This is a genomic window from Rhizobium freirei PRF 81 (assembly GCF_000359745.1).
In the GTDB taxonomy this organism is placed as follows: Bacteria; Pseudomonadota; Alphaproteobacteria; order Rhizobiales; family Rhizobiaceae; genus Rhizobium; species Rhizobium freirei.
This window is the reverse complement of record NZ_AQHN01000089.1, coordinates 195,438-220,464: the sequence shown is the minus strand read 5'-3', so window position 1 is coordinate 220,464 and position 25,027 is coordinate 195,438. Positions and strand designations below refer to the sequence as shown.

The following is a 25,027-nucleotide window of genomic DNA, read 5'->3' as shown; positions in this document are numbered from 1 at the left end:
GGCGATGATATTTATCGCTTCAGAACAGTGAAGCCCTCGTGCTCGAAGAACGGAACAGCCTTAGCCGATTTCAGATAATCGAAATAGGCTTGCACGTCCGGGTTCTTGCTGCTGCTGGTGATGGCGATCGGATAGACGATCGGCGGGTGGCTGTCTGCCGGGAAAGTGCCGACGACGGCAACGCCTGGATCGGCCGATACGTCGGTCTGATAGACGATACCGTAGGGGGCCTCGCCGCGCGAAACCAGCGCGAGCGCTGCCCGCACGCTTTCGGCGCCGGCGATCTTCTTTTCAACCGAGGGCCAGATGCCGAGCTTTTCCAGCGCCGTCTTGCCGTATTTGCCTGCCGGCACCGATTCCGGCTGGCCGATCGCCAGGCGGCCATCGCCGAGCAGGGCGGCGAGATCCAGGCCCTGCTTGATCTCGACCGGCTTGGCCTTGTCCTTGGCGGCGACGAGGACGAGCTTGTTGCCGAGCAGGTTGGTGCGGCTGTCGTTCTTGATCAGCTTCTTGCCGGCAACGTAGTCCATCCAGTTCGTATCGGCGGAGATGAAGACGTCCGCCGGTGCGCCGTTTTCAAGCTGCTTGGCGAGCGGGCCGCTTGCCGCATAGGAGACGGTAACCTCCTTGCCGGTTTCCTTGGTGAAGGCTGCATCGGCGTTGTCGAGCGCATTCTTCATGCTGGCGGCGGCAAATACGACGATCTTGTCGGCGGCAAGAGCCGGCGTCGGCGTGACCGAGAGGCCGAGCCATGCGGCTGATAGCGCGGCGGTTGCAAGCTTGATCCATCGGTGGCGGCTGGTGGCCATCTAATATCTCCCCAAAGATGTCGACATGTTTCGAGAGATATAACGATGCGCGAGGCTTGGCTAGGGATATATCTCCAAAAATATAGCGCGATATCACCGCGTAACCCTACGAATTTTATGGATTTTCATCCCTACATCGCATATGAGAGGCTATCGCCATTGCAAAAATGCATGACTGGATTCGCTCATTGAATTGGCGAACGCTCACGAAGTGAGAAACAACGTTACGGACCGTGCGTTTATGGCACATTGCGCCGTCTATGCGACTCCGACACCGAAAAATCAGAGCGCGAAATGTCTGCGAAGAAGCGTTTTTTGGGCAGGAAAATTTCTTTGTTATGCAACAGCTGCATTGCTGCATTGCGAAATCGGTCATTTATCAATCGGTAAAATCTGATAGAACTTAATCATCGAAACGGCGATCTCCTCCTCCCAATGCCGTTCGATATGGATCAGCAACTCTCCTCCTCCCAGTTGCTGATCAGGTTCAAAGCCCGACGCATCCTCCTCCCGCGTCGGGCTTTTTATTTTTTATCTTCCCGAAAAATCAATTGGTTATTCTGCCCTGCGCAGGGCTGTCGAGCTGAGCGCCGAGCGTGGCCCATGGATGAAGGTCCAGGCCGGCGCACGCTTCTTCCAGAGGACGCGGGCATCGTCTTCGTCGACACGGGCATAATGGAAGGTCTTGGCCATCTTGGCCGAGAGGTAGGATAGCGTCGATCCCGGCCGATCGATGACAGCGATCGGGAAGGTGCGGGCGATTTCCTGCCACTTCTGCCAGCGATGGAACGTGTTGAGGCTGTCGGCGCCCATGATCCAGATGAAGTGGACATGGCTGTTGCGTGCCTTCACATGCGCCAAGGTATTGGCCGTGTAGCTCATGCCCAGCGTCTGCTCGAACGCCGTCACCTTGATGCGCGGATCGTGAAGCATCTGTTCGCTAAGCGCGATACGTTCGGCAAGCGGCGCCAGATGATTGTGGTTCTTCAACGGATTGCCCGGCGTCACCATCCACCAGAGCTGATCGAGGCCGAGCCTGCGAAGGGCGATCTCGGCCACGAGCGCATGGCCGCGATGCGGCGGATTGAAGGAGCCGCCGAACAGACCGACCACCATGCCGCGCTCGGCATGAGGCATGCGCAGATAGCGTTGATCGACCTCTTCTTTCAGCACGTTAGGGCCGTATCTGTCCGGTGCCGCGCACGCGATATTTGAAGGAGGTGAGCTGCTCGACGCCAACAGGTCCGCGCGCATGCATCTTGCCAGTGGCAATGCCGATTTCCGCGCCCATGCCGAATTCGCCGCCATCGGCAAATTGCGTCGAGGCATTGTGCAGCAGGATTGCCGAATCGATCTCGGTGAAGAAGCGTTCGACGACTGCGGGATCCTCGGCGATGACGGCCTCGGTATGGTTCGACGAATATTTGCCGATATGGGCGATTGCGCCGGAGATGCCGTCGACCAGAGCGACCGAGATGATCGGCGCCAGATATTCCGTCGACCAGTCCTCTTCCGTTGCCGCCTTTGCGCCGGGCTCAAGCTTGAGGACATCGGCGGAACCGCGGATTTCGCAGCCTGCGGCGGCAAGTCCGTCAAGCAGCGGCTTCAGATGGGTGGAGGCGACCTTGGAATCGACCAGCAGGGTTTCGGCCGCACCGCAGATGCCCGTGCGGCGCATTTTGGCGTTGACGACGATTGATTTTGCCATGTCGAGATCGGCCGAGGCGTCGATATAGAGGTGGCAAAGGCCTTCCAGATGGGCAAAGACCGGTACGCGCGCCTCGGTCTGCACGCGCGCGACAAGGCTCTTGCCGCCGCGCGGCACGATGACGTCGATATTGCCTTCCAGACCGCGCAGCATGGCGCCGACGGCAGCGCGATCGCTGATGGGCACGAGCTGGATCGAATGTTCCGGCAGGCCCGCAGCCTTCAGGCCTTCGACCAGGCAGTCATAGATCGCCTGCGAGGAGCGCCGGGAATCGCTGCCGCAGCGCAGGATCACAGCATTGCCGGCCTTCAGGCACAGCGCACCGGCATCGGCTGTCACGTTCGGGCGGCTTTCGAAGATGACACCGATGACGCCGAGCGGCGTACGGACGCGCTCGATCTTCAACCCGTTCGGTCGATCCCAGGCGGCGATGACTTCACCCACTGGATCATTAAGCGCGGCAATGGCGCGAATGCCTTCGGCCATTTCAGCAATGCGCTTATCGTTCAGCGTCAGGCGATCGACGAAGGAGGCGAGCATGTCCGTGCCCTCGACATCCTTCAGGTCTTTGGCGTTTTCAGAGAGGATATGATCTTTATGGGCAAGAATGGCGTCCGCCATGGCGTTCAGCGCCTTGTTCTTGCTGTCAGTCGAAGCAAAGGCCAATGGTCGCGACGCAGCCCGGGCCTTGCGGCCGATATCGTTCATCAGCGCGTCGATGTCGGGGCTTTGTGCGACAGTATCAAGCATGAGCTTCATCCTTCTTCGATTTCTCGGCCTTCGCCTTGACGGACGCGGTCATGACGAGGTCGTCGCGATGCACCATGGCGGCGCGGCCGGCATAGCCGAGGATCGCCTCGATCTCGGCCGACTTGCGGCCAGTGATCTGGCGGGCCTCTTCGGCATCGTAGCCGGCAAGGCCACGGGCGATTTCACGGCCCGACGGCCCGACGACCGCCACCGTGTCGCCGCGGCCGAAATGGCCGATGACCTTCCGCACGCCGGCCGGCAGCAGGCTCTTGCCGGCCCCAAGGGCCGTGACCGCGCCGTCGTCGACATGCAATTCGCCAGCCGGCTGCAGCTGTCCGGCAATCCAGGTCTTGCGGGCGGTGACGGGCGTGCCCGACGGTGCGAACCAGGAGGAGCGGGCACCGTTTTCGATCGCGTTCAACGGGCGGTTGGTCTTGCCTGACGCGATGATCATGGCACATCCGGCGCCGGTCGCAATCTTGCCGGCATCGATCTTCGTGCGCATGCCGCCACGCGACAGTTCCGAAGCAGCGCCGCCGGCCATGGCTTCGATTTCGGGCGTGATATCAGCGATCGTATCGAGGAACTTCGCCTGCGGATCGAGATGCGGCGGGGCGGTATAGAGCCCGTCGATGTCCGACAGCAGTACCAGAAGGTCGGCGCCGGTCATGGTGGCGACGCGCGCGGCAAGGCGATCATTGTCGCCATAGCGGATTTCGCTGGTCGCGACCGTATCGTTCTCGTTGATGATCGGCACGGCGCCGATTTTCAGAAGCTGGTTGATGGTGGCGCGAGCGTTCAGGTAGCGGCGGCGCTCTTCGGTATCGCCGAGCGTCAGCAGGATCTGGCCGGCGACGATATCGTCATGCGACAGGCTCTCCGACCAGGCGCGGGCAAGCGAGATCTGACCTACAGCGGCGGCTGCCTGGCTTTCCTCCAGCTTCAGCGCGCCGGAGGGCAGGTCGAGCACGGAGCGGCCGAGCGCGATGGCGCCCGAGGAAACCACGAGGACATCGATGCCCTTGGCCTTCAACGCGGCGATGTCGGCACACATGCCGTCGAGCCATGATTTCCTCAAGCCGGTCTTGCGATCGACCAGAAGAGCGGAGCCGATCTTGATGACGATGCGGCGGTAGCGGTCGAGCGGCTTGCGGGCTGTCATCCCTGATGATCCCCGTCCTCACTAAGACGCTCGTCGTCGCCTTCGTCGTCGGAAGGCAACATATCGCGATGGCGCACCTTGGGTGCCTTGGCCGGCTTGTCCGCCTCGCCTGAATTGGCTTCGACGATGACGTCACGCAGCGCGCGCAGCACTTCCGTCATGCCGCGCCCTGTGATGGCGGAAATCTGGAAGGGCGTTCTGCCGCAGGCGCGGGCGAGTTCGCGCGTCTTCTTCTTCAGCGTTTCCTCGTCAACCACGTCGATCTGCGACAGCGCGACAATTTCCGGTTTGTCGGGGATGTCGTTGCCGTAGGCCTCAAGCTCATGCTTCACGGTCTTGTAGGCCTTGCCGACCTTTTCTTCCTGAGCGGAGACCAGATGCAGCAATACGCGCGTGCGCTCGACATGGCCGAGGAAACGGTCGCCGATGCCGACGCCTTCATGCGCGCCCTCGATGAGCCCGGGGATGTCGGCCAGCACGAATTCCTGGCCGTCGATGGTGGCGACGCCGAGATTGGGATGCAGCGTCGTGAAAGGATAGTTGGCGATCTTCGGCCGCGCGCGGCTGACGGCGGCGAGGAAGGTGGATTTGCCGGCATTCGGCAGGCCGACAAGGCCGGCATCGGCGATCAGCTTCAGCCGCAGCCAGAGGGTCTTTTCCTCGCCGGGTAGACCGGGATTGGCCCAATCGGGCGCCTGGTTGACCGAGGACTTGAAATAGGCGTTGCCGAAGCCGCCATTGCCGCCCGGCGCCAGGCGGAAGCGCTGGCCTTCCTGCGTGATGTCGCAGATCAGGGTTTCGCCGTCTTCCTCGAAGATCTGCGTGCCGACGGGAACCTTCAGCGTCACATCGGCGCCCTTGGCGCCGGCGCGGTTCTTGCCCATGCCGTGCATGCCGATCGTGGCTTTGAAATGCTGCTGGTAGCGAAAGTCGATCAGCGTGTTGAGGCCGTTGACGGCCTCGACCCAGACATCGCCGCCGCGGCCGCCATCGCCGCCGTCAGGACCGCCGAATTCGATGAATTTCTCGCGCCGGAAGGAAACGCTGCCTGCGCCACCATCGCCTGAGCGAATATAGACTTTTGCTTCATCGAGAAATTTCATCTTACGTCGTCACCCGGTGTCGGCGCATGTCCCTTCGGATCGAATGGGATTTAGAAAAGCCTATGCGCTCTTTATCGATTGCCGCCGTCCTCTGCGCATCCATGGGGACGCATCGGCCGGCCATTTACCCGTCATGTCGCCTTCGATATAGGCGCTACGGGCCGAGGTCAAAGAATATCGTGCGGTCTACCTGTCATAACACGAAGAACAGCGCGATTGATGCTGTGCTATCGCCGGTCGGGCCGGCGATAGCGGGTTTTCAAGGCTTCACGCCGCCTGCGAGAGCCGCAGCGCTCCCGGCTTCAACACGGTTTCGATGTGCGGAACCATGGTGTTGCGGGCAAAGCTGTAGATCTCCGAGCAACCGGTGATCTCGAAGCCGAGCTTCTGCTGCAGCTTGAGCGACGCCGGATTGTCGGCGAAGACGCCGGAATGGATGGCGACTTCGGGCATGCGGCGGGCAAAGCGCTCCAGCGCGGCCTTGACCGCCTCGGTCATGATGCCTTGCCGCCAGTAGAAGCGGTTCAGCCAGTAGCCTAGGTGCCAGCGGCCATGCCGCAGCTCCAGCCCGACGCAGCCGATATGGGCATCGTCCCGCTCGGTGATGGCCAGTGCCCAATCGATGCCAAGGCCGGAGGTGTGCTCCACCAGCCAGTCGAGCGCATCCTGCCGGTCATAGGGTGCAGGCACCCTAGCCAGCATGCGGGTGACCGCGAAATCGGACAGCGATTCCGCGATCATGTCGGCGTCGCTCAGCCGGTGCGGGCGCAGCGTCAGCCGCCCGGTCTGGATGACCGGCGTCGGGCCGGGCATCAGCATCCTGTCGTTGCGGCGGTTGAGGGCGAGCGCGTTCATCTCATGCCTCCCCAGCTACGCAAGGATATCCAGGTCTTGCGGTCGAGCCTGTACCATTCGACCGGAACGGTGCTGCCGAGCGCCAGCGACGCGGCAAGACCGGACCCCTGGAACTGGAAGCCGCACTTCTGAACGACCCTTCTTGAGGCAACGTTCATGACCCTGCAGCGGGCGTCGATCTGGGCGACGTTCTCACGGGTACGGAAGACCATGTCGATCAGGGCATGGGCGGCTTCCGTCGTATAGCCCTGGTTCCAATAGGGCTCGCCCAGCCAGTAACCGATCTCGACGGTGTCCGGATCGGCCGTCGGCTCGACGCCGCAGCATCCGAGAAAGGCGCCGTTGTCCGCTTTCGTAATCGCATAGACGCACTTGCCAATCTCGCCAAGCTTCGTGCGTCGCACGAAATCGGCGGCATCATTGGTCGTATACGGGTGCGGCATACGCGATACCATAGTAGCGACATTGGCGTTGTTGGCGAGATGGGCAAGGGCGTCGATGTCTTCTTCGTGGGGCGCGCGCAGAACGAGCCTTTCCGACAGTAAGACGGGGCAATCGGTCCTTAACCTATCCGGCCTCAGCCGTTCTTCGGGAGACCTCGATTGGTCTTCCCTTAACAATTCGCCTTGCATGGTTCAGTCCTCCTTGGTTGAGGGTACAAGAAAAAGGGGAGATGGCGCCCCATCTCCCCTTTTTCTGGACTGAACCTGATGCGGCCAGCCGGGTCGATGAGACGCCGGCTGTTTTAGAGCGCTACCGGCTTATTCCGCTGCTTCCGCTTTCGGCATTACAGACACGTACACGCGGCCATTGGCCTTCGTACGGTAGTTCACGTTGCCCGCCGTAAGCGCAAAAATCGTGTGATCCTTGCCGAGGCCAACGTTGGAACCCGGATGCCACTGTGTACCGCGCTGACGCACGATAATGTTGCCTGCGATGACGGCTTCGCCGCCGAACTTCTTCACGCCAAGGCGCTTGGATTCGGAATCGCGACCGTTGCGCGAGGAACCGCCAGCTTTTTTGTGTGCCATTGGAGTTCTCCTTTAAACCCTGATCCCGTTACTTACTTGGCAGCCACGATGTCCGTGATGCGGACAACAGTGTGGTGCTGGCGATGGCCGCGCGAACGCTTCGAGTTCTGACGACGGCGCTTCTTGAAGGCGATGACCTTCTTGCCGCGGTTGTGCTCGACCACTTCGGCCTTGACGGAAGCGCCCTTGACGAAGGGAGCACCAATCGCAGCGTCGGCGCCTTCGCCGATAACGAGGACTTCGGTGAATTCTACGGTGCCGCCGGCGGTGACTTCGAGCTTCTCGATGGTCAGCACGTCGTTGGCTGCCACTCGGTACTGCTTACCGCCGGTCTTGATGACTGCGAACATTTTTTATCCTTTCATGTTCGTTCCGGCTCTCTCGCCATAGGGACGAGCGGCCGTCTTTTTATCAGTCGAAATTTAGCAGGAATTCCAAAGGCTCAAGGCCTTAAAAAGATCTGCCGGTGAAGCCCTGCGCGAAGCAGGGCGGGCAAGGCGCGGACTTATCCACACCTATTGCGCCGCACGGGATATATAAGCGTCCCTGATCTGTCAAGGCAAAAGGATGAAAAGCTTTCATATTCGCCCTTGCCATCCTCTCCGACTGTCGCTATGAGACAGCCCGCGCTTGACAGCGCCGACCAGCATAACCGGAGAGGTGGCAGAGTGGTCGAATGCACCGCACTCGAAATGCGGCATACCTGCAAGGGTATCGTGGGTTCAAATCCCACCCTCTCCGCCACCTTCTAGGGCCTAGTTGCCGTATTTCTCAGACCATCGACTTGATGAGAACAGCCCGGAATTTCTCAATTCTCCGGAAACCGATAGACCACATCTGCAAAAGAGCCGGTCGGGAAGACGTAGAAGAATTTCAGGGTGGCGGATGATTCGTTGCGGATGCCGTGTTCGGCATTGCCGGGGATGAAGACGGTGGTGCCGGCCTTGACCGTGGTTTCCTGCCCGTCGATCCGCACGATGCCGGTTCCCTCGAAGATGAAATAGATTTCCGATGGGTCATGCCGGTGTGGCTTGAGCTCGCCACCGGGCGCAAGTTCGGCGATGCCGGCGCTCATGCTGTCGGTGGGGGTGATGTCGCCGCTCAAGAGCGTGTGCCAGGAGATGGAGCCGTGGACGGGGTCGTTCCATCCGTCGCGCGGGCGTTCCTCGGCCGTAGTGATAACTGCTTGCGATCGTTTTGTCATTTTACCTCAAAACGGTGGGTCAGCAACCGTGCGGAACGGTGTCACAATGACAGAGAATGTCAATCGGACTGATATAGCGCGGCAAAGTGGTTGAATGCACAGCATTTGAAATGCGGCTTATCTGCAACGGCATCGTGGGTTCAAATCCCGTCTTCCGGCAGTCCTCCAGAGAATCTGGCAGATCCAAATCGTCGATTTCCTGTGGCGATCGAAGGGGTCAGCGCGCAAGGCCGAACTGAATTTCGACCCTTTGGTAAGATGAGCCAGGGCCGTTCCAGCCATGATAGACTTCCCGGCTCTCCCCCGAAAAGATATGGCGGGACATTTCGATTTCGGCGACCAAAGGGGCATAGCCCTGGGTAAAAAGGGTTCGCAACGATCCCTGATGCATTTTGCTCGCCACAATGATCGGCTCCAGATGGTGAAGTTCCATCGTACCGTCATATCGTTCGGGCTTTTCTACCGGACGGCATATTTGCCAATCGAAGAACGTCTTACTGTCTCTCGGAAGGTTGTGGGAGACAAAGAGCCATGGGCCGGCGACCCTTAGCCCGGATTCGGCAATCTGCTTTTCGAATTGCGGAGCATATTCAATCGCGGCCTGTTTGATATCGGGAATGCGCAAGCGTCTTTTGGCGCGCAGCACCCACAGATCAGGCGTTTCCTTGATTTCCATCGCACATTCCTTCGAGGTGTCAGGTAAAGAAGAGCTGAGGTGGGGTAGGCCGATAAAGGGAAGCCTGCAAATCGAAAACCGGAATGAAATGCTAAAGATGGAGGGAAATGGTGTCTTCTGGAGAAATGCTTACCTTGTTTCCCGATCAGCGGTTAGGGGAGGGCCACGGCGTAAGGAAGTTGCCCGCCTTCATTGTTCGCGGTGTCTGCCATTTCGTTTAAGGGAAGCTATCGTTCGCTTTTCACTTCCCGTTCCGACGCACCGGGCGCTCGAACCGATGGTCCATCAGCCTCTGTCGATCATAGCGCGGCCGCTCGTGAGGTCCGTTATCATCCGCAGGGTGTCGTCGGCGTTTGCCGCGGGGATGCTGAGGGTCAGCACGGCGCCGGTGGCGATGAACTGCTCTGCCGTGATGACGGTGTCCCGCAGCGAGGAAAGGCGTGATTTCAGCAAAGCGAGATCGGAGAACTGCACCTCTATGGCCAAGGAGACCATGGGTACGATCTTGGTCTTTTCAGCAGCCTGAAGACAGAGGGCGGCGGTGCCGCCGTAGGCTCTGATCAGCCCGCCGCTGCCGAGCAGAACACCGCCAAACCAGCGGGTCACGACGACGACGACGTTGTCCAGCTCCTGTCCGTCGATCGCCTGGAGGATCGGCTTGCCCGCCGTGCCGCTCGGCTCCCCGTCGTCGTTGAACCGATAGATCTGGCCGATCCGCCATGCCCAGCAATTGTGGTTGGCGTCGGCGGCTGCGTGCTCCGCGATAAAGTCTTTTGCGGCCTGCTCGTCTGCCACCGGCCCGGCTATCGCGAGAAAGCGGCTGCGTTTGATCTCCTGGGAATGGCTGCTGGCGGTCGTGAGCGTAAACATGAGCCGCTCCTTAGCGCAGAAATGTCAATTTTCCGACAGGCTTCATTCGAACGATTGCGCCGCCGACCCTGTCGGGGAAGAGCGCGATGTCCGTTAGCCGGCAAATGGGAATTGAGTTCGCTATTCGGCGACGACACTGCTGCGGCGCAGAAGCGCCAGAAAGATTTGCGGGATGAGCGTGGTGATGATGGTGGTCACGAAGGCCAGCAGAACCGGCGCCGTCATCGCTCCGGGTGGCCGCTTGCTCTTATACTGCGGCTTGCCGTTGACAGTCTGGTAGGAGCGTCGGGAGGAATCCGGCGCTGGATGAGGAATGCGATCAGCGAGATGATGACGAGCGTCAGCGACAGGATGGCGGCAAGGCTGGGTGCGGACGGTGGCCAATACTCATGGCCTAATCCCATATATCAAGCTAGAGACCGCATAGCCGGTCAGGCATATATCTGTAAAAGATTGTTATCACTTGGTTTCTTTAGCAACCTGACCTCCACACCTCATAGTTCGGCCGTAGCCGAACTATTGCATGCACCTGTTCGGTTACACTGCAGCTCCAAAAGGAGATTTTGCAATGATGACCCACACCGCCGAATTTACACTAGCCGCAGATGATCGCGAGCATATCGTCATCAAGCCCAGTGTGCTCTATGTCGGCACGCCCGTCGCGCTGATCACGAGCCTCAATCCGGACGGCACTACGAATATCTCGCCCATGTCCTCGGCCTGGGCGCTTTTCGACCGCATGGTTCTCGGCCTGACATCCACCAGCAAGGGGCGGGAAAATGCCATACGCGAGCGGCAGCTGGTGTTGAATTTCCCTTCTCCGGATCTCTGGCCGAAGATCGAGGCCCTGGCTCCGACGACCGGCCGCAACCCCGTTCCTCTCCACAAGGAAAAAATCGGCTATCGCTTCGAGAAGAATAAATTCGATGTGTCCGGCTTCACGCCGCAGGTGTCGGACCTCGTTCGGCCACTGCGCATAGCCGAATGTCCGATCCAGCTTGAAGCGGAGGTCGTCGCCGCGCACGCGCCCGGCGGCGAATGGCCCGCGGAGCGGCAGGAGGCGTTCTGGATCATCGAAACGAGGGTGATCCGGGTCCACGCGCACAGGGATATCGTCATACCGGGAACGAACCACATCGATACCGGCCGGTGGAGCCCGCTGCTCTATGTGTTCCGGCATTATTTCGGCATCGGGCCGGATCTCGGCCGCACCTTCAAGGCGGAGGCGTGATGAGATTGCCGGTTCGGTATTCGTCGCATTCATCAAGGCGCTTTGAGCTGCCGGCGCGTGGCTTCGGCGCCGCCGATCAGCAGCTCCAGGCCCGCTTCGAAAAATGCCTCATGCCCGCTCGCCCGATAATGCGCGATTGCTTGAGCTAGATTCGGATGGCTTTCCGCCGCGGTGTCGAGATTTGACCGCTCCGGCGGATCTGCCGCGTCGGCCTGTTCTTCCAGCACGCAGCCCACCACATAGCGGCCGATGGCGATCAGAGTTTCCAGGGCCTGGCCCGGCGCGAAGCCGGCTTTGCACAGACAGTCGAGCTGGGCCTCGATCGTATCCAGATCGGAGGGATCGGCCTCCGTCCCGGCGTGAACGCGCGCGCCATCGCGCCAGGCCAGCAAGGCAGAGCGGAAACTGTGGGCGTTGGCGCGCAGGAACTCCTGCCAGGTTTCGCCGGCAAGCGGTGTGCGGCGCGTATGGCTCCGCTTCAGCATCTCGGTGTTCATGGCAGCAAGCAAAGCCCGCTTGCCCTTGAAGTGCCAATAGAGCGCCGGCTGCTGAACGCCGAGGCGCTGGGCGATCTGCCGCGTCGACAAGCCGTCGATACCGACCTCGTTCAAGATGGTCAGCGCCGTATCGACGATCTGGTCTCGATCGATTTTCACAGGCCCTCCGATTGACAGCTTCGCTCACATAATTTATCAGCGATAAAGTTCCTTATCAACGATAAATTTTATACAATGAACAAGGTGCTTTCGACCATTCTGGCCGTTGTGGTTCTCGATGCTGCCGGCACGGGCCTCGTCATGCCGATCCTGCCGCAGCTTCTCAGGAGCGTGACGCATACGTCCGATCTCGGCTGGCGCTACGGTGCGTTCTTGTCGCTCTATGCCGCCCTGCAGTTTCTCGCTTCTCCCATCCTCGGGACGCTGAGCGATCGCTATGGCCGCCGGCCGGTGCTGCTTGTTTCGCTGGCAGGCGGCATGATCGACTATGCTTTCATGGCGTGGGCGCCGGATTTCTGGTGGCTGTTCCTGGGGCGCGCCGTTGCCGGCCTGACGGCCGCCAACGCCTCGGTTGCGGCGGCATGCCTGACGGATATCACCCCCGAGGAAAAGCGCGCCCGCGCCTTCGGGCTGCTCAGCGCCTGCTTCGGCATCGGCTTCATTCTCGGGCCGGTCATCGGCGGCGTGCTCGGCACGGTTTCCCTTCGCGCGCCTTTCGTGGCTGCCGGCGTACTTGTCCTATTGAATTTCATTCTCGCGCTCATAGCGCTGCCGGAGACGCGCAGCGCCAAGCCGGAGCGCGTCGATCCGGCCGCCTTTCATCCGCTGGCGCCGTTGCGCTGGATCACGGCGTTTCCGGCGCTGCTGCCGCTGCTGTTCATGTCCGTCATTCTCAGCATGGTCGGTGAGATTGGCGGCACCGTCTGGGTGCTCTACGGCCAGGACAAGTTTGGCTGGGATATAGCGGCTGTCGGCCTGTCATTGGCCGGTTTCGGCCTCTTCCATGCGCTCGCCCAGGCCTTCGTCGCCGGCCCCTTGAGCGAGCGCTGGGGCGAACGGCGCGCGCTCGTCGTTGCGATCGTCTGCGACAGCGCCGCCTATATCGCGATCGCCTTCGCCACGCGCGGTTTCATCGCCTTCCTGCTCTTTCCGCTCTTCTGCCTCGGTGGGATCGGCCAGCCTGCATTGCTGTCCCTGATGACGCAGCGCGTGAGCCCGGGTGAGCAGGGTCGTCTGCAGGGCGTGTTAGGCAGCCTGACGAGCCTTGCATCCGTCCTCGCGCCTCTGGCGATCAGCGAGATCTACTTCGCATCCAGATCTGCCTTTCCCGGCTTGATCTGGATTCTCGGTGCCCTGCTTTATCTGGTCTGTGTGCCGATACTGTTTACGGCCCGAAGGAAGGCAGCCGAAGCGTGATCTTCGGACCGGTGTGGGCGGCTGGAAGAGGGCTTCGCGCCGCGCCTGCCCGTCAGATCAATTCACCGAATCGTCCGGTTCGGGATCATCCTTGACCTTGCCGAAGAGGCTCTTCAGGGCGCTGGTCTTGGCTTTCGTAGCCTTGTTGGCCTTGATCGCGCGCGTCGCAGCCTTGGCCTGTTCCAGCATCATCTCGATCTGGATCTGCTGGATTTCGGTCAGTCGCTCCCATTGGCGGTTGAGGAGGTGATCGACCTTTTCATGCAGATGGCGGATTTCCAGTTCGGCCTTCAGGTTGACCTTGTAATCGTTGAGCGCGCGCAGGCGATCCTTCTCTTCCTGGCGCCGCTGGCTCATCATGATAACGGGCGCCTGCAGCGCGGCGATCGTCGACAGGACGAGATTGAGGAGAATGAAGGGATAGGCATCGAATGCCTGCTTTTCGCCCATGACGACATTGACCGCCATCCACACGGCCAGAAACAGACAGAAAGAGATGATGAAGACCCAGCTGCCGCCGAAGGAGGCGACGCCATCGGCCATCCGGTCGCCGATGGAACGGTGGTCCTCATAATCCTCTTCGATGTTCTCGGCAAGCGTATCATGCGTCTTCAGGCTTTCGACGACCTCATCCTCGAGGTTGGAAAGCTCTCCGCGCTCCACCGTCAGGAGTTCGGCGATATACTGGGCGCGATAGTCGTCCATGACCTTGCGGCTGACATAGTCGTCCGCGCGAAGCTCTGGATGTTTCAGCCGAATGAAATCCGCCAATGATGGGCGGAGGTCGTCGACGTGCACAGCATCCTTCTTCTTCAGCGTCTGACCGGTGATGGCATCGACGAGCTTGATAGATTTGGCCTTCGCCCTGGCAAGGCTTTTGGTATAATCGTCCATCTCCACGATGGTCGGGGCTTCGCCCTCGCCTGCATCGAAATCGACTATTCCTTCCGCGGGGTCAACGGTCTTCGTTTCTGTCATAAAGGGGGGCCTCTTCTGTGTCTTCCTGCTCATTTAGCCAAAAATGCCAACAGGAATGTGACTGTTACAAGACTGTCAAATCGAAGTCGCCATCAAGCGTTATCGCGTCGTTTCGTTGTCGCCACTCCGTTTGAAGCCGCCGAATGTCTTATAATGCCACTGTCCTAATTAACGGCAAATGGGATGGCTGGTTCCGGCATCGGATTGCGCTGCCCCGGCTATCTCATCGGAAAGCAACCGTCCCGCGATGTTGGAGCCATCTCCGAAAGCCCAGCGTGTCGATCCGGCAATTTCTGTCGGCTGACGGCGATTTATGAGTTTCCTTCCCCCTTGACCGAAGGCGGCGGCATTCTATGTGCTGCGCTGCACAGTACATTCGCTGCTGCAAATAAATGCGAAGTCTCAATGATTTAATACAACAGGGTGTTGGGGCCTGTTGCTGCAACTTGCACATGTGCAGAGAGGATAACGATGCACAATTTCCAAGCAGGAGACTTGGAGTCCGTCGCCCGGCAAGGCGGCCGCTTCAAGCGCATGGCAGTCAGAATACCCACCTACCTGACCGATCTCAAAGAAAACCCGGCATGGCTGCCGATGTTCCTGTTGGCGCGAACGCTGCCGTTTCGGCGCATGCATTGGTTTGCCACCAAGCAGCGGGTCAAGCTTCCTGCTTCCGGCCCCTCGATGTTTACGGGGGTCGAGCGTAAAGATGTCGTCGATGCATTGCGGTCGGACGGGATCTATCCGAACCTCATGCTGCCCGATCATATCCATCGAGAAATTGCCGAGTTTGCGCGCATCACCGGCTGCTTCGGCAATTTCAACCGGAAACTCGAATTCGTTGCGGGAGACCATAGGGAAGCTGAGGCCCGCTTCGGCCGCCCGATTCTAAGCGGACACTTCTTTGAACGTTCGCTGGATTGCGATGCTGTCATGGCGGTGCAGCGCGATCCACTGCTGATCGATGTCGCCCGACACTATCTCGGCGGGCAAGCCAAGGTGATTACCACCCGTATCTGGTGGAGTTTTCCAACGCAGGCTTCGGAGGCAGACAGAAGCCTCGCTTCGCTCGACAAATACCATTTCGACCTCGATGACTGGCGGATGCTGAAGTTCTTCTTCAACCTGGTCGACGTCGATGAGGGCACTGGCCCGCACGTTTTCATCAAGGGAAGCCACAAGCGCCGCCAGCTCCGGCATCAGCTGACATTGCTTGTAGGGCACCCAGCAAACGAGGTGCTCGATTATTATGGGCAGGCGAATGCGCTGACGCTGACCGGCAAGGCCGGGTCCGGCTTCGTCGAGGATCCCTTCGGCTTCCATATGGGCACGGTGCCGACGCAGAAGCCGCGGTTGATGATGGAGGTCGGCTTCGGGGTTTCCGCACCTTCGCGCCGTCGTTTCCACGGGGAGCCGGTGCTGCGCTAAGCCCCGCCTTGAGCGGTTCAGTTTTTCACGGAATCTGAGAACCGCTCTAACTTATTGCTTCTACGCAATTCCGGACGGAAAACCGCTGCGCACGTTTCCGGGAATTGCTCCAGCCGCATGCTAAGGAGCGCCGTGCAGTGGCGCTCCCACCTTTCTCAACTCAGGACGCGCGGCCAAACCTTTTGGCGATCAGATGATCGAGTGCGATGCGTCCAGGCCCGCCCGCGATGATCACCAGAAAGCAGGTCGCCCAAGTGCCGTGCGTCGGCCAGGCGTCGGGATAGACGAATATCTCGATCACCAGCGTCATGCCGAGCAACGCCAGCGCCGAGAGCCGGCTAGCCAGGCCGATGACCAGCAGGGCAGGGAAGAAATGCTCGCTGAAGGCGGCGATATGGGCGGCGATCCAGGGATCGACGAAGGGGAGCTTGTATTCCGTCTGGAAGAGATAGACGGCGTTGTCGGTCACGTGCCAGCCGTCGACCTTTGTCTGGCCCGACTGCCAGAAGACGGCAGCAATCGACAGGCGCGCGACCAGCGCGATCAGATCATGTGGAATGTGGCCGAGGAGCCTGAGCGCGCGGTAGAGCCTCTCGGCCATGGTTTCGCGTTCGGCTGTGGCAGCCGTCATCATCCGGTTTTGCATGTCGGTTCTCCTTAGAGCACGATGCCGAAAAGTGTCAGCGGTTTTCGGACGGCATAAATCTATCTATTTGATTTCACATATGATTTAGATTTTTGATCGATTCGACCTAAAATCATCCGGCTCTTGCGCTCAGCGAATATCCGAGAAGGCACCGGCGGCGAGCGCACCGGCAAGATTGGCGGAAAGATCGAAATCGGCAGCCTCGGCAAGCGCCGCCTCGAAGGCTTGGCCAAGATCGGCGCCGGCAAAGAGCCGCTCCAGAAAGGTCGCGCCGCCCGACGGCAGTCGGTGCACCTCGACGATCATCTGCGGGCGGACGACGAGAGCATCCTCGGCCGTCCAATCGGCAATATCCGCAAGCTCGATTTCGCCGGTGTTCATCGCCCAAATGGTGACGGCCGGATGGGCGGAGCGTGTGATAGAGGCGGAAGGATGCGGCACGAAGGCCAGTTCCGCCAGGCCCGCCGGCTCGACCGTCGCCAACAGAGCGGCATCGAGCGGCGTCGCGTCGGCTGCGTGATAGGCCCGTCCCCGGGCTGCCTCCAATCTCATAACGTCGGGCAGATAGGGGATTTCAGCCGCCGGCTCGAAATTCTCGACGAAGCCGGGGAAGTCATCGCCATAGGCCAGCAACAGAGGTGATCGCGGTGGATGCAGACGGACGAATTCATGCGCCATGGCCGGGAAGAATTCCTTTCCGACGATCTTTTCCGCGGCCGGAAAGCGCGAGGCGAGCGCACCGATCAGGCCGATGGCGACATTGTTGCGATAGACGCCGAAGCGCCGTTCAGGCCTAGGGCCATTCCACGCCGCCAACCCCTCTGGCACGGCCTTGCCGGGATCGATGAGGGCTGCGGCGAATTGGCTTTGCGTCGCGAGAGACATGACCCCCTCCTCAGGCCGCCCGGCGTTCGGCGGCGTGTTTCAAAATGGCCTCGGCAGCTTCTGCCTCGGCTCTCAAAACCGGCCATTCCGGCACGTCGTTGTCCCATTCGACCAGGCTGGCGATCGGCCCGGTTCGGCCGATGAGCCCCTCGTAAAGCTCCCAGACGGGATCCTTCACCGGGGTATCGTGGCTGTCGATCAAGAGCGGCGCACCGGCATCGTCGACTGTCTCCGAATGGCCGCTCAGATGGATCTCGCGCACCCATTGCACCGGGAAGCGTTTGAGATAGGCGCGCGGATCCATGTGGTGGTTGGTGGCGGCGACGAAAACATTGTTGACGTCGAGCAGCAGGCCGCAGCCGGTGCGGCGTGCGACCTCGGCCAGAAACTCCGTCTCCTCGATGGTGCTCTCCTCGAAGAGCAGATAGGTAGCCGGATTCTCGAGCAGCATCTGCCGGCCGAGCAGCGTCTGAACCTGATCGATATGGGCGCAGACCTGAGCCAGCGTCGCCTCGGTATAGGGCAGGGGCAGCAGATCGTTGAGAAAGGTGGTGTCGTGGCTCGACCAGGCGAGGTGCTCCGAAAAACTCTCGGGCTCGTAGCGGTCGCAGACGATCTTGAGGCGGGCAAGATGATCGGCGTCGAGCGGCTGCATCGAGCCGATGGAAAGACCGACGCCATGGACGGACAAGGCATAATCCTGGCGCAGCTTGCCAAGCTGGGCATGCGGCGGACCGCCGGCGCCCATATAGTTTTCGGCATGGACCTCGAAGAAGCCGATCGGCTGGCTGGCGGCATTGATCGTTGCGAAATGTTCCGGCTTGAAGCCGACCCCGGCACGGCGGGGAAGTTCTGACGGTTTCATTGCAGGCCTCCATTTGGATAGGCTCGATCCTGGAAGGAGGGCGGCGCGGGGACCATGCGCCGCCCTGCGTTAGCGCATTTGATCAGACAGGTGCCGGACCTTGCATCAGCGTGCCATGGCCGTTCGGCGTCTTGATCGCTTCGCAGGTCCCGGCGGGAACGAGCTTCCACGAGTTGCGCTGATAATCGATCTTCGATGTGCCGGCGCAGGTTGTGCCGGGACCGGCGGCGCAATCATTCTGGCCCTTGAGGGCGATGCCGTAGCATTTCTCTTTGGCATCGGCGGCCGAAGCGGTGGTGACGCCGGCGGCTAGCGTCACCGCCGTTGCGACCGATGCGGCCAGGGCGACTGCGGAAATCCTGTTCATGACAAACTCCTTACATCAGCAAATTGATCGGTGATCGGATTCGGATCAGGCCGGGGTCAGCGAGCCATGGCCCTGCGGGGTCTTCATGGAAGTGCAGGTGCCTGTGGGAACGAGCTTGAAGGACATCTTATCATAGCTCATCGTCGACTTGCCGGCGCAATCGTGCTTGCCGGCGGCACAATCGTTCTGACCCTTGAGGGCAACGCCGTAGCACTTTTCCTTGGTGTCGGCGGCCGATGCCGGGACGGCGACGGATGCGAGTGCCGAGGCGATCGAGCCGGCGATGGCCAGGGTGATGATGCTGTTCTTCATGGATCTGTCTCCTAGATGGGCGCGAGCCGTCATTGGCCTGCATCAGGGTCTACGGAGTGCGCCGGCTGGATGTTACAGCCGGCACGAAATTTTTCTATCGGCGCTGAAATACTCTGCGCCGGCTATATGTTCGCCCGACCGGCCTGCGGCATGATCACCTTTGGGTGGAAGCCGAAAAGACTTGAAAAAGAACGACCGTTGCCGGTAACGAAATCCTGCGGTCCTGCGTAGAGGAGATGTCGGGTGAATCATTCGGCGCGCGAAGAGGAATGGGCAGTCTGGATGCGCGGCGCCATCGGCGGCGATGCGCAGGCCTATCACCGTTTCCTGTCCGCCGTGACGCCGCATCTGCGCGCCATGGCGCGCAGGCGCTGCGATCAGCTGGGCGCGCCGGTAAGTGAGGCCGAGGATGTGGTTCAGGAAGTGCTGCTGGCCATCCATCTGAAGCGCGGCACATGGGATTCATCGCGTCCGATCGGCCCCTGGCTGTCGACGATCGTGCGCAACAAGCTCATCGACAGCCTGAGGCGACGTGGACGACATATGAGCGTGCCGATCGACGATGTGATCGATTTCCTGGAGGCAGAAGAGCATACTGATGCCTTGGACCGGTTCGATGTCGATCGCATGCTGGAGCAGTTGAAAGATCCGCAGAAAACGATCGTGCGCTCGATTTCCGTCGAGGGAGCCAGCGTCCGGGAAACGGCGGATCGGCTGAAGATGACGGAAGGGGCGGTGCGCGTGGCGCTGCACCGCGCGTTGAAGGCGCTTGCAGCCCTCTATCGGAGTGAGACCAGTGAAAACCGATGACCTCATCAATCTTCTGGCGCAGGATGCGCCGGTCCGCACACGGATCGGCAAGGCCCTGACCCTGGCGGTCGTCGCGGGCATCCTGATCAGCGGCGGCATCTTCTTTGCTGCGATCGGCTTTCGCTCCGATATCGACAGCGCGATGGAAACGGTCCGCTTCCTGTTCAAGTTCGTCGTGACCATCGCGCTTGCCGTGACCGCTTGCGCCGTTGTCTTCCGCATCGGGCGCCCGGGCGTGTCGCTTCGCATCTGGGGTTGGATGCTTCTGGCGGCGCCGATCCTGTTGCTCGCGGCCGTTGCCGCCGAGCTGGCGGTCATGCCGGCCGAGAGCTGGGGAGCGCGGATGATCGGGCACAATGCCCGCTTCTGCCTGACGCTCATCCCTCTGCTGTCGATCGGCCCGCTTGCCTGCTTCCTGTTTGCCTTGCGCCATGGAGCGCCGGAGCGGCCCGGTGTCGCCGGAGCCGTCGCCGGGCTTGCCGCCAGCGGCATCGCCGCAACCTTCTATGCCTCCAACTGCACGGACGACAGCCCGCTCTTCGTGCTGCTCTGGTATCCGATCGCGATCGCGATCGTAACGGGAATCGGCTATATCCTCGGCAAGCGTATCCTGCGCTGGTGAGCTGATTTGGCGCGTTGTGTCGGCCAAGGATGAGCGTCCTTCCCTGGTCGTCGCCCGTCACGACAGCCGCTATATCCGGAAAGTCCGCTGGAGGCGCCGGCAAAAGCAGGCTGACATCGGCTTTCGCCTCGAACTTTCAAAAAATCGCATTTGCATGTGTTAAAGTGTTTGCATCCGCGGCAAATTCGATTATAGAGGCGCTGCCTTCGCTGCGAATGCTCAATCGCTTGGCAGCTGTTGGGGAATAGTTCAATGGTAGAACGACGGACTCTGACTCCGTTAATCTTGGTTCGAGTCCAGGTTCCCCAGCCAATCACGTTTACTAAGAAAATCAGCTTTTTAGCATTTGAAAGCCTGAAGATTCCGCTGGTTTCGTGTTGCGACTTGTTGTGCGCTATTTCCCTCGCGCTTCAGGGATTTTCCGGAAGTTGAAGCAAGCCCGTGCTATAAAAAGGTTCCGACCCTCAAGAACAAATGCTCTTTCGCGTTTGGCGGTCTTTGCAGCGCAACAATGAATGTTGAAGTATCTACTCATTGAAAGCTTGCGTATGGCAGTTTCGAGTGGCAATAGAATCTCGACACTAGAGCTGGACAAAGCATGCGCTCAATCGAATATCGCGGGTTCAATGATGCTCTCTTATCGTTGAGAGGCATTGCCGCCTGCGCAGTGCTGATGTTTCACGGAATGCTGGTCTTCAAAGTTGATGGACTAAGCTTTGGCCCGTACGATCATACATTCCTGTGGTTCGCATCGGATGCAGGGATTGCAGCACAGCTCGAGAAATGGACGGTTATGCTGGCCAATGGCCACGCTGCTGTGACTTTTTTTCTTGTGCACAGCGGCTTTGTACTTGCGCTTTCCATGAGTCGGATGACGTGGGGATCGAGCCTCCCAGATGGCGCGACGGCTTTGATCGCTTACGCGGCCAAGAGGATATTTCGCCTCTGGCCCATGATCATCGTGAGCTGTGTCTTGGCATTTGCTTATCAGTTTGCCGGCCATAAGGTCGCGAGTCCCACGCACTCAACGTGGTATTCGGCGTTCTTCACGTCTCTGACCGATTTCAGCGACCTTCTCCACAATATCGCCTTGCAGCGATTTAATCTCGTTCCCTTCCTGTGGAGTCTGCTCGTCGAGACATACGGCTCAATCCTTATGCCGCTGTTCTATTTCTTAGGGCGCCGCACGTTCACCACCTACCTTCTGTTGGTGGCATTTTACTTACTGTCGTGGGCAGTCCCTTCTGACGCCTACGTCATTGTCAACGGCTGGACATTTAGCGCCCTATCAACCGTTTTCGTGTTTTGTTTCGTGATCGGGACAATCACAGCGTTCATCCGCCAAGATCTCCCGCAAAGACCGTCCTGGATTAGCCAGAACGCGCTTATTCTGATAAGCTTCATATTCTTGGTGTTAGCGCGGTGGGCTCTCCCCACCATAGGCGGTGCGGTTGTCATTGAGGCCCTGGCCTCGGCGGTTATTGTTTATAGTGTCTACTATCACGCCGAAGGCCCATTGCAGTGGTTCTGTAATTTGCGGATCGTGAAGTTTTTCGGACTGATTTCTTTCAGTCTCTATGTTAACTCGCTACTTTGCATCCACATTTCCGGTCAGATCCTGACCCGACTTGTGCCGGAGGCGTTCATCGAGGCTAACGGTTTGGGCATGAATATGATCGCAGTCGCGCTGGCTGCTGCTTTGGTGACGGTTCTCTCATATCTGACGTTCCACTTCATCGAGGCGCCGTTCATGAGGGCCGGAAAGCAGATTTCGGGTTTGATGGAAGGTCGATTGCAGGTCGCGCAATCCTGAATTTCCTATTCGCTCACTATTGGTCTCGATTGTCGGAACATCCCTAAGTAACAATATTGTATGTCCCTGAGGTTGATGCATTCGCTCTGATTTTGGTGGGTCCATGTGGCGCGAGATAGGACAGAATTTCGTCGTTGAATGCCGGGCGCCTGTTTGTGAAGGAAAGCTGGAACACATAAAGGAGTAGATGAATGTCAGATCTTCCCTTGAAAGGTGTGGTGCTGTCAGGCGGCAAGGGCACACGGTTGTATCCGTCCACGTTGGTTGCATGTAAGCAGCTTCTTCCCGTTTTCGATAAGCCAATGATCCATTATCCTCTGTCCCTACTTCTTTTGCAGAGGATACGTGAGATACTATTTATCACGAACCCAGAAGATCTCGGCGCGATGAAACGGCTGTTGGGAACGGGCGAACAATTCGGAGCAAAATTCTCCTACATTACTCAATCGGAGCCGCGCGGGATCGCCGATGGTCTGGCGCTCGCTGAAGAGTTTCTCGCAGGCAGTCCCGTCTGCTTCCTCCTCGGAGACAACATTTTGTTCGGGCAAGATGTCCGGCATGCGATGTCCGAAGCCGGCAAGATTATTCGCACGGAAAATTCGGCAGTGATTTTCGGATATCGTGTTTCCGATCCTCAGAATTTCGGCGTGATAACTTTCGGCAGCGATGGCAGTGTGATCGAAGTCGTCGAAAAGCCTGCGGCTCCCAAATCAACATGGGCCTCCATCGGCGTCTATTTCTTTCCCGGGGATGTAGCGGGATACGCAAAAAAGGTCGTTCCGTCGAAGCGGAACGAGCTGGAGATTACCGAGGTACACCGCCAATACATTGAAGAGAATCGGTTGCGCGCTATCAAGCTCGGTCGCGGGACTGCATGGTTGGATACTGGCACACCCGAGGCGATTATGGAGGCAGGCAATTTTCTGCATGCAATCGAGAAACGGCAGGGCCTGAAGGTCTATTGCCCGGAAGAGGTGGCCTTTAGATCCGGTCTGATTTCAAGCGAAGAACTGCTGCGGCAAATCGAAGACATTTCGAGCTCAAGCTATCGCGGTTATCTTCTACGCATCATTGACGAAGAGCGGGCCGAGCCAAGGTCAGGTCATTTGGCTGGAGCCAACTTGTTCTAAGGTACTAACATTGAGTGTCCCCATGGAAAAGGGCCGTTACAAGCCGCCCGGCACTTGAGTGGTGCTCCACGCAACTTTGTATTTTCAAAGTGCGAATCAGTCTGTTGCTGACCTGTTTGGCTGAGCGCCGTCGGTATTTCACGCGCGTTGACATGCATGGATACGTACTGTACTCGACGCGATGGGTATATGCGTAAAAGTAGACATTGCGCCCCAGCCAGGGTAATTTTGCTTCTTTATAATGTGCGAGCAAGGCCGTTTTCAAGCGGTGCAGTCGCAACAGTAACTAGCGCGTTGGGGGGAGATTGTGACGGCTATCTTGGACTCTGTGGAATTGAACGAGCCGCGCGTTGTTCAGGTGAAAACGGTAAAAGATCCCAGGGGCCTACTCGGCGTCGTCGAGGGGCTCAAGGAAGTGGGCTTCGATTTTAAACGATTCTATTTTTTGACCGAGCTTCGTGAGGACAGTGAGCGCGGAGGCCATGCGCATAAGCGTCTGTCTCAATGTTTCGTAGCATTGCGCGGGGGCGTAACGATCAAGCTGGAAGGCTTCGGCAAGAGGCATGAGTTTCGCCTCGATAGTTATGACAAGGCGCTGATCTTGCCGCCCGGATATTGGCGGGAGCTCGTCGATTTCGATAGCGATAGTCTCGTGGCCGTACTTGCCTCGGACTATTATGATCAGAAGGATTACATCCGTAACTACGAAGAGTTTCTCAGCTATAGCCGCCCGGCCCCTGTAACCAAAGTTCCGTATATCGATCTCGGACGACACGTCGATGCGATGCGGGGCGAGCTGCAGAAGGCCGTAGACCGCACCTTCGATTCCGGTATGTTCATCGGGGGCTCGTTGGTTGAGGAATTCGAAGTTGCTTTCGCGCATTATTCCGGCGCGGCGAAGGCCGTCGGCGTGGCCAACGGATATGATGCCCTGGAATTGGCTCTCCGTGCCCGTAATATTGGTTCAGGTCACGAGGTTATTGTCCCGGCTCACACTTTCGTCGCAACAGCACTTGCGGTAGTGCGTGCGGGTGCGACTCCCATACTTGTCGATGTTGAGCGGGATTCCGCTCTAATGGATGTATCGCAGGTAGAGGCGCTTATAACCCCTCGTACCAGAGCGGTTATTCCGGTGCATCTGTATGGCCATCCGGTCGATATGGATCCACTGATAGAGATCGCGCGCCGCCACGACCTTTTTGTTCTTGAGGACGCCGCGCAGTCGCATGGGGCGTTTTACAAGGGCCGCCGATGCGGTTCTCTAGGGGACGCGGCTGCTTTTAGCTTCTATCCGACAAAGAATTTGGGCGCTTACGGGGATGCGGGCGGTGTCACGTCAGGCGATCCAGACTTGATAGCAAAGGTCAAGCAACTAGGAAATTACGGCGCGTCGCGCAAATACTATCACGACGACCTGGGGGTTAATTCGCGCCTCGATCCGATGCAAGCCGCCTTTCTCCTTCGAAAGTTGGATCGGTTGGATCGTTGGAACGCTCGTCGCGTGGAGCTCGCACGTCGTTATATAGACGGGCTGAGCGATATAGATGGTTTGCGCCTTCCTGCTGTTCGCAATTGGGCTGAACCTGTCTGGCATGTGTTTGCGGTGCAGGTAGCCGAAGGTCGGCGTGAGGCGCTGGAGAGTTGGCTTGCGGGTGTTGGCGTCGGCACCAATATTCACTATCCCTTGCCGATCCATCATCAGAAGTGTTTCTCTGGTTTCCGTTGGGATCCCAATAGTTTCCCGATCGCTCAAGATCTGACACAATCGGTTCTCAGTTTGCCGTTAGATGCTTTCCACACCGATGACGAAATCGACTATGTCATAGAGCAGACGCGGAATTTCTTCAAAGTCTGAACAT

General features: G+C 59.0%; 28 protein-coding genes and 3 tRNA genes. 11 read left to right on the top strand and 20 right to left on the bottom strand.

The window, feature by feature from the left end:
* Positions 1–11: 11 nt before the first annotated feature.
* From modA to rplU, 9 genes are all read right to left on the bottom strand, one after another.
* The gene (gene modA, locus RHSP_RS28785) at positions 12–809 is read right to left on the bottom strand and encodes a molybdate ABC transporter substrate-binding protein (protein ID WP_004127286.1); all 798 of its coding nucleotides are present in this window, start codon (positions 807–809) and stop codon (positions 12–14) included.
* A 555-nt stretch (positions 810–1,364) separates the two neighbouring features.
* Positions 1,365–1,946 (bottom strand): nicotinate-nucleotide adenylyltransferase, encoded by a 582-nt coding sequence (locus RHSP_RS28780; protein WP_240535540.1) that lies wholly within the window; start codon positions 1,944–1,946, stop codon positions 1,365–1,367.
* A gap of 37 nt (positions 1,947–1,983) precedes the next feature.
* Positions 1,984–3,267, bottom strand: a complete 1,284-nt coding sequence (locus RHSP_RS28775; protein WP_037155479.1) for a glutamate-5-semialdehyde dehydrogenase — start codon at positions 3,265–3,267, stop codon at positions 1,984–1,986.
* Positions 3,260–4,429 carry a glutamate 5-kinase gene (gene proB, locus RHSP_RS28770; RefSeq protein WP_004127278.1) on the bottom strand — a complete coding sequence of 390 codons (1,170 nt, stop codon included), beginning with the start codon at positions 4,427–4,429 and terminating at the stop codon, positions 3,260–3,262. The genes RHSP_RS28775 and proB overlap by 8 nt, the downstream gene beginning before the upstream one ends.
* Complete coding sequence (gene obgE, locus RHSP_RS28765; RefSeq protein ID WP_004127275.1) at positions 4,426–5,532, bottom strand: GTPase ObgE; 1,107 nt, start codon at positions 5,530–5,532, stop codon at positions 4,426–4,428. The genes proB and obgE overlap by 4 nt, the downstream gene beginning before the upstream one ends.
* A 267-nt stretch (positions 5,533–5,799) precedes the next feature.
* The gene (locus tag RHSP_RS28760) at positions 5,800–6,387 is read right to left on the bottom strand and encodes a GNAT family N-acetyltransferase (RefSeq protein WP_004127272.1); all 588 of its coding nucleotides are present in this window, start codon (positions 6,385–6,387) and stop codon (positions 5,800–5,802) included.
* Positions 6,384–7,019, bottom strand: coding sequence for a GNAT family N-acetyltransferase (locus RHSP_RS28755; protein ID WP_004127270.1), 636 nt, complete (start codon positions 7,017–7,019; stop codon positions 6,384–6,386). Before RHSP_RS28755 ends, RHSP_RS28760 begins: the two co-directional genes overlap by 4 nt.
* Before the next feature lie 129 nt (positions 7,020–7,148).
* On the bottom strand, positions 7,149–7,418 hold the full coding sequence (rpmA, locus tag RHSP_RS28750) for a 50S ribosomal protein L27 (RefSeq protein ID WP_004127267.1): 270 nt from the start codon (positions 7,416–7,418) through the stop codon (positions 7,149–7,151).
* A 32-nt stretch (positions 7,419–7,450) separates the two neighbouring features.
* Positions 7,451–7,768: a 50S ribosomal protein L21 gene (gene rplU / locus RHSP_RS28745; RefSeq protein ID WP_004127263.1), complete on the bottom strand. Its 318-nt coding sequence runs from the start codon at positions 7,766–7,768 to the stop codon at positions 7,451–7,453.
* Between the two features lie 304 nt (positions 7,769–8,072).
* On the opposite strand from rplU, the gene RHSP_RS28740 reads away from it, so the two are divergent.
* A tRNA-Ser gene (locus tag RHSP_RS28740) sits at positions 8,073–8,162 on the top strand.
* Positions 8,163–8,226: 64 nt separating this feature from the next.
* Here the strand turns inward: RHSP_RS28740 and RHSP_RS28735 are convergent.
* Positions 8,227–8,622, bottom strand: a complete 396-nt coding sequence (locus tag RHSP_RS28735) for a cupin domain-containing protein (RefSeq protein ID WP_004127259.1) — start codon at positions 8,620–8,622, stop codon at positions 8,227–8,229.
* Positions 8,623–8,702: 80 nt separating this feature from the next.
* On the opposite strand from RHSP_RS28735, the gene RHSP_RS34950 reads away from it, so the two are divergent.
* Positions 8,703–8,774: transfer RNA gene (locus tag RHSP_RS34950), tRNA-Ser, on the top strand.
* Positions 8,775–8,839: 65 nt separating this feature from the next.
* Here RHSP_RS34950 and RHSP_RS28730 read toward each other — a convergent pair.
* From RHSP_RS28730 to RHSP_RS34945, 3 genes are all read right to left on the bottom strand, one after another.
* Positions 8,840–9,298, bottom strand: coding sequence for a GyrI-like domain-containing protein (locus RHSP_RS28730; protein WP_004127256.1), 459 nt, complete (start codon positions 9,296–9,298; stop codon positions 8,840–8,842).
* Positions 9,299–9,583: 285 nt separating this feature from the next.
* Positions 9,584–10,168, bottom strand: coding sequence for an IMPACT family protein (locus tag RHSP_RS28725; RefSeq protein ID WP_004127253.1), 585 nt, complete (start codon positions 10,166–10,168; stop codon positions 9,584–9,586).
* Positions 10,169–10,288: 120 nt separating this feature from the next.
* Positions 10,289–10,552: a hypothetical protein gene (locus tag RHSP_RS34945; RefSeq protein WP_004127250.1), complete on the bottom strand. Its 264-nt coding sequence runs from the start codon at positions 10,550–10,552 to the stop codon at positions 10,289–10,291.
* Between the two features lie 184 nt (positions 10,553–10,736).
* Between RHSP_RS34945 and RHSP_RS28720 the strand changes: the two genes are divergently transcribed.
* Positions 10,737–11,399: a flavin reductase family protein gene (locus RHSP_RS28720; RefSeq protein ID WP_004127248.1), complete on the top strand. Its 663-nt coding sequence runs from the start codon at positions 10,737–10,739 to the stop codon at positions 11,397–11,399.
* A 32-nt stretch (positions 11,400–11,431) separates the two neighbouring features.
* Here RHSP_RS28720 and tetR read toward each other — a convergent pair whose 3' ends face one another.
* Entirely contained in the window at positions 11,432–12,055 is a 624-nt protein-coding gene (gene tetR / locus RHSP_RS28715) for a tetracycline resistance transcriptional repressor TetR (RefSeq protein WP_004127245.1), read from the bottom strand.
* A gap of 75 nt (positions 12,056–12,130) precedes the next feature.
* On the opposite strand from tetR, the gene RHSP_RS28710 reads away from it, so the two are divergent.
* Positions 12,131–13,312, top strand: coding sequence for a TCR/Tet family MFS transporter (locus RHSP_RS28710; protein WP_004127242.1), 1,182 nt, complete (start codon positions 12,131–12,133; stop codon positions 13,310–13,312).
* 57 nt (positions 13,313–13,369) lie between these two features.
* Here the strand turns inward: RHSP_RS28710 and RHSP_RS28705 are convergent, their stop codons facing one another.
* Positions 13,370–14,290, bottom strand: a complete 921-nt coding sequence (locus RHSP_RS28705) for a DUF1003 domain-containing protein (RefSeq protein ID WP_004127239.1) — start codon at positions 14,288–14,290, stop codon at positions 13,370–13,372.
* Between the two features lie 471 nt (positions 14,291–14,761).
* On the opposite strand from RHSP_RS28705, the gene RHSP_RS28700 reads away from it, so the two are divergent.
* Complete coding sequence (locus RHSP_RS28700) at positions 14,762–15,718, top strand: phytanoyl-CoA dioxygenase family protein (RefSeq protein WP_004127236.1); 957 nt, start codon at positions 14,762–14,764, stop codon at positions 15,716–15,718.
* A 160-nt stretch (positions 15,719–15,878) separates the two neighbouring features.
* On the opposite strand, the gene RHSP_RS28695 is transcribed toward RHSP_RS28700, so the two are convergent.
* From RHSP_RS28695 to RHSP_RS28675, 5 genes are all read right to left on the bottom strand, one after another.
* Positions 15,879–16,364, bottom strand: coding sequence for a DoxX family protein (locus RHSP_RS28695; protein WP_004127233.1), 486 nt, complete (start codon positions 16,362–16,364; stop codon positions 15,879–15,881).
* 129 nt (positions 16,365–16,493) lie between these two features.
* Positions 16,494–17,249, bottom strand: a complete 756-nt coding sequence (locus RHSP_RS28690; RefSeq protein WP_037155101.1) for an HvfC/BufC N-terminal domain-containing protein — start codon at positions 17,247–17,249, stop codon at positions 16,494–16,496.
* 10 nt (positions 17,250–17,259) lie between these two features.
* Entirely contained in the window at positions 17,260–18,114 is an 855-nt protein-coding gene (gene bufB, locus RHSP_RS28685) for an MNIO family bufferin maturase (RefSeq protein ID WP_037155098.1), read from the bottom strand.
* An 82-nt stretch (positions 18,115–18,196) separates the two neighbouring features.
* On the bottom strand, positions 18,197–18,481 hold the full coding sequence (locus RHSP_RS28680) for a BufA1 family periplasmic bufferin-type metallophore (protein WP_004127227.1): 285 nt from the start codon (positions 18,479–18,481) through the stop codon (positions 18,197–18,199).
* A gap of 45 nt (positions 18,482–18,526) precedes the next feature.
* Positions 18,527–18,793 carry a BufA1 family periplasmic bufferin-type metallophore gene (locus RHSP_RS28675; RefSeq protein WP_004127225.1) on the bottom strand — a complete coding sequence of 89 codons (267 nt, stop codon included), beginning with the start codon at positions 18,791–18,793 and terminating at the stop codon, positions 18,527–18,529.
* A gap of 243 nt (positions 18,794–19,036) precedes the next feature.
* On the opposite strand from RHSP_RS28675, the gene RHSP_RS28670 reads away from it, so the two are divergent.
* From RHSP_RS28670 to RHSP_RS28645, 6 genes are all read left to right on the top strand, one after another.
* Complete coding sequence (locus tag RHSP_RS28670) at positions 19,037–19,603, top strand: sigma-70 family RNA polymerase sigma factor (protein ID WP_004127222.1); 567 nt, start codon at positions 19,037–19,039, stop codon at positions 19,601–19,603.
* Positions 19,590–20,225 carry an NrsF family protein gene (locus RHSP_RS28665; RefSeq protein ID WP_004127218.1) on the top strand — a complete coding sequence of 212 codons (636 nt, stop codon included), beginning with the start codon at positions 19,590–19,592 and terminating at the stop codon, positions 20,223–20,225. Before RHSP_RS28670 ends, RHSP_RS28665 begins: the two co-directional genes overlap by 14 nt.
* A gap of 238 nt (positions 20,226–20,463) precedes the next feature.
* Positions 20,464–20,537: transfer RNA gene (locus RHSP_RS28660), tRNA-Gln, on the top strand.
* 286 nt (positions 20,538–20,823) lie between these two features.
* A complete protein-coding gene (locus RHSP_RS28655) occupies positions 20,824–22,038 on the top strand; it encodes an acyltransferase family protein (protein ID WP_004127214.1) in 1,215 nt (404 codons plus the stop codon).
* Between the two features lie 191 nt (positions 22,039–22,229).
* Positions 22,230–23,168, top strand: a complete 939-nt coding sequence (locus RHSP_RS28650; protein ID WP_157385461.1) for a sugar nucleotidyltransferase — start codon at positions 22,230–22,232, stop codon at positions 23,166–23,168.
* A 334-nt stretch (positions 23,169–23,502) separates the two neighbouring features.
* Positions 23,503–25,023 (top strand): aminotransferase class I/II-fold pyridoxal phosphate-dependent enzyme, encoded by a 1,521-nt coding sequence (locus RHSP_RS28645; protein WP_167332681.1) that lies wholly within the window; start codon positions 23,503–23,505, stop codon positions 25,021–25,023.
* The last annotated feature ends 4 nt before the right edge of the window (positions 25,024–25,027 follow it).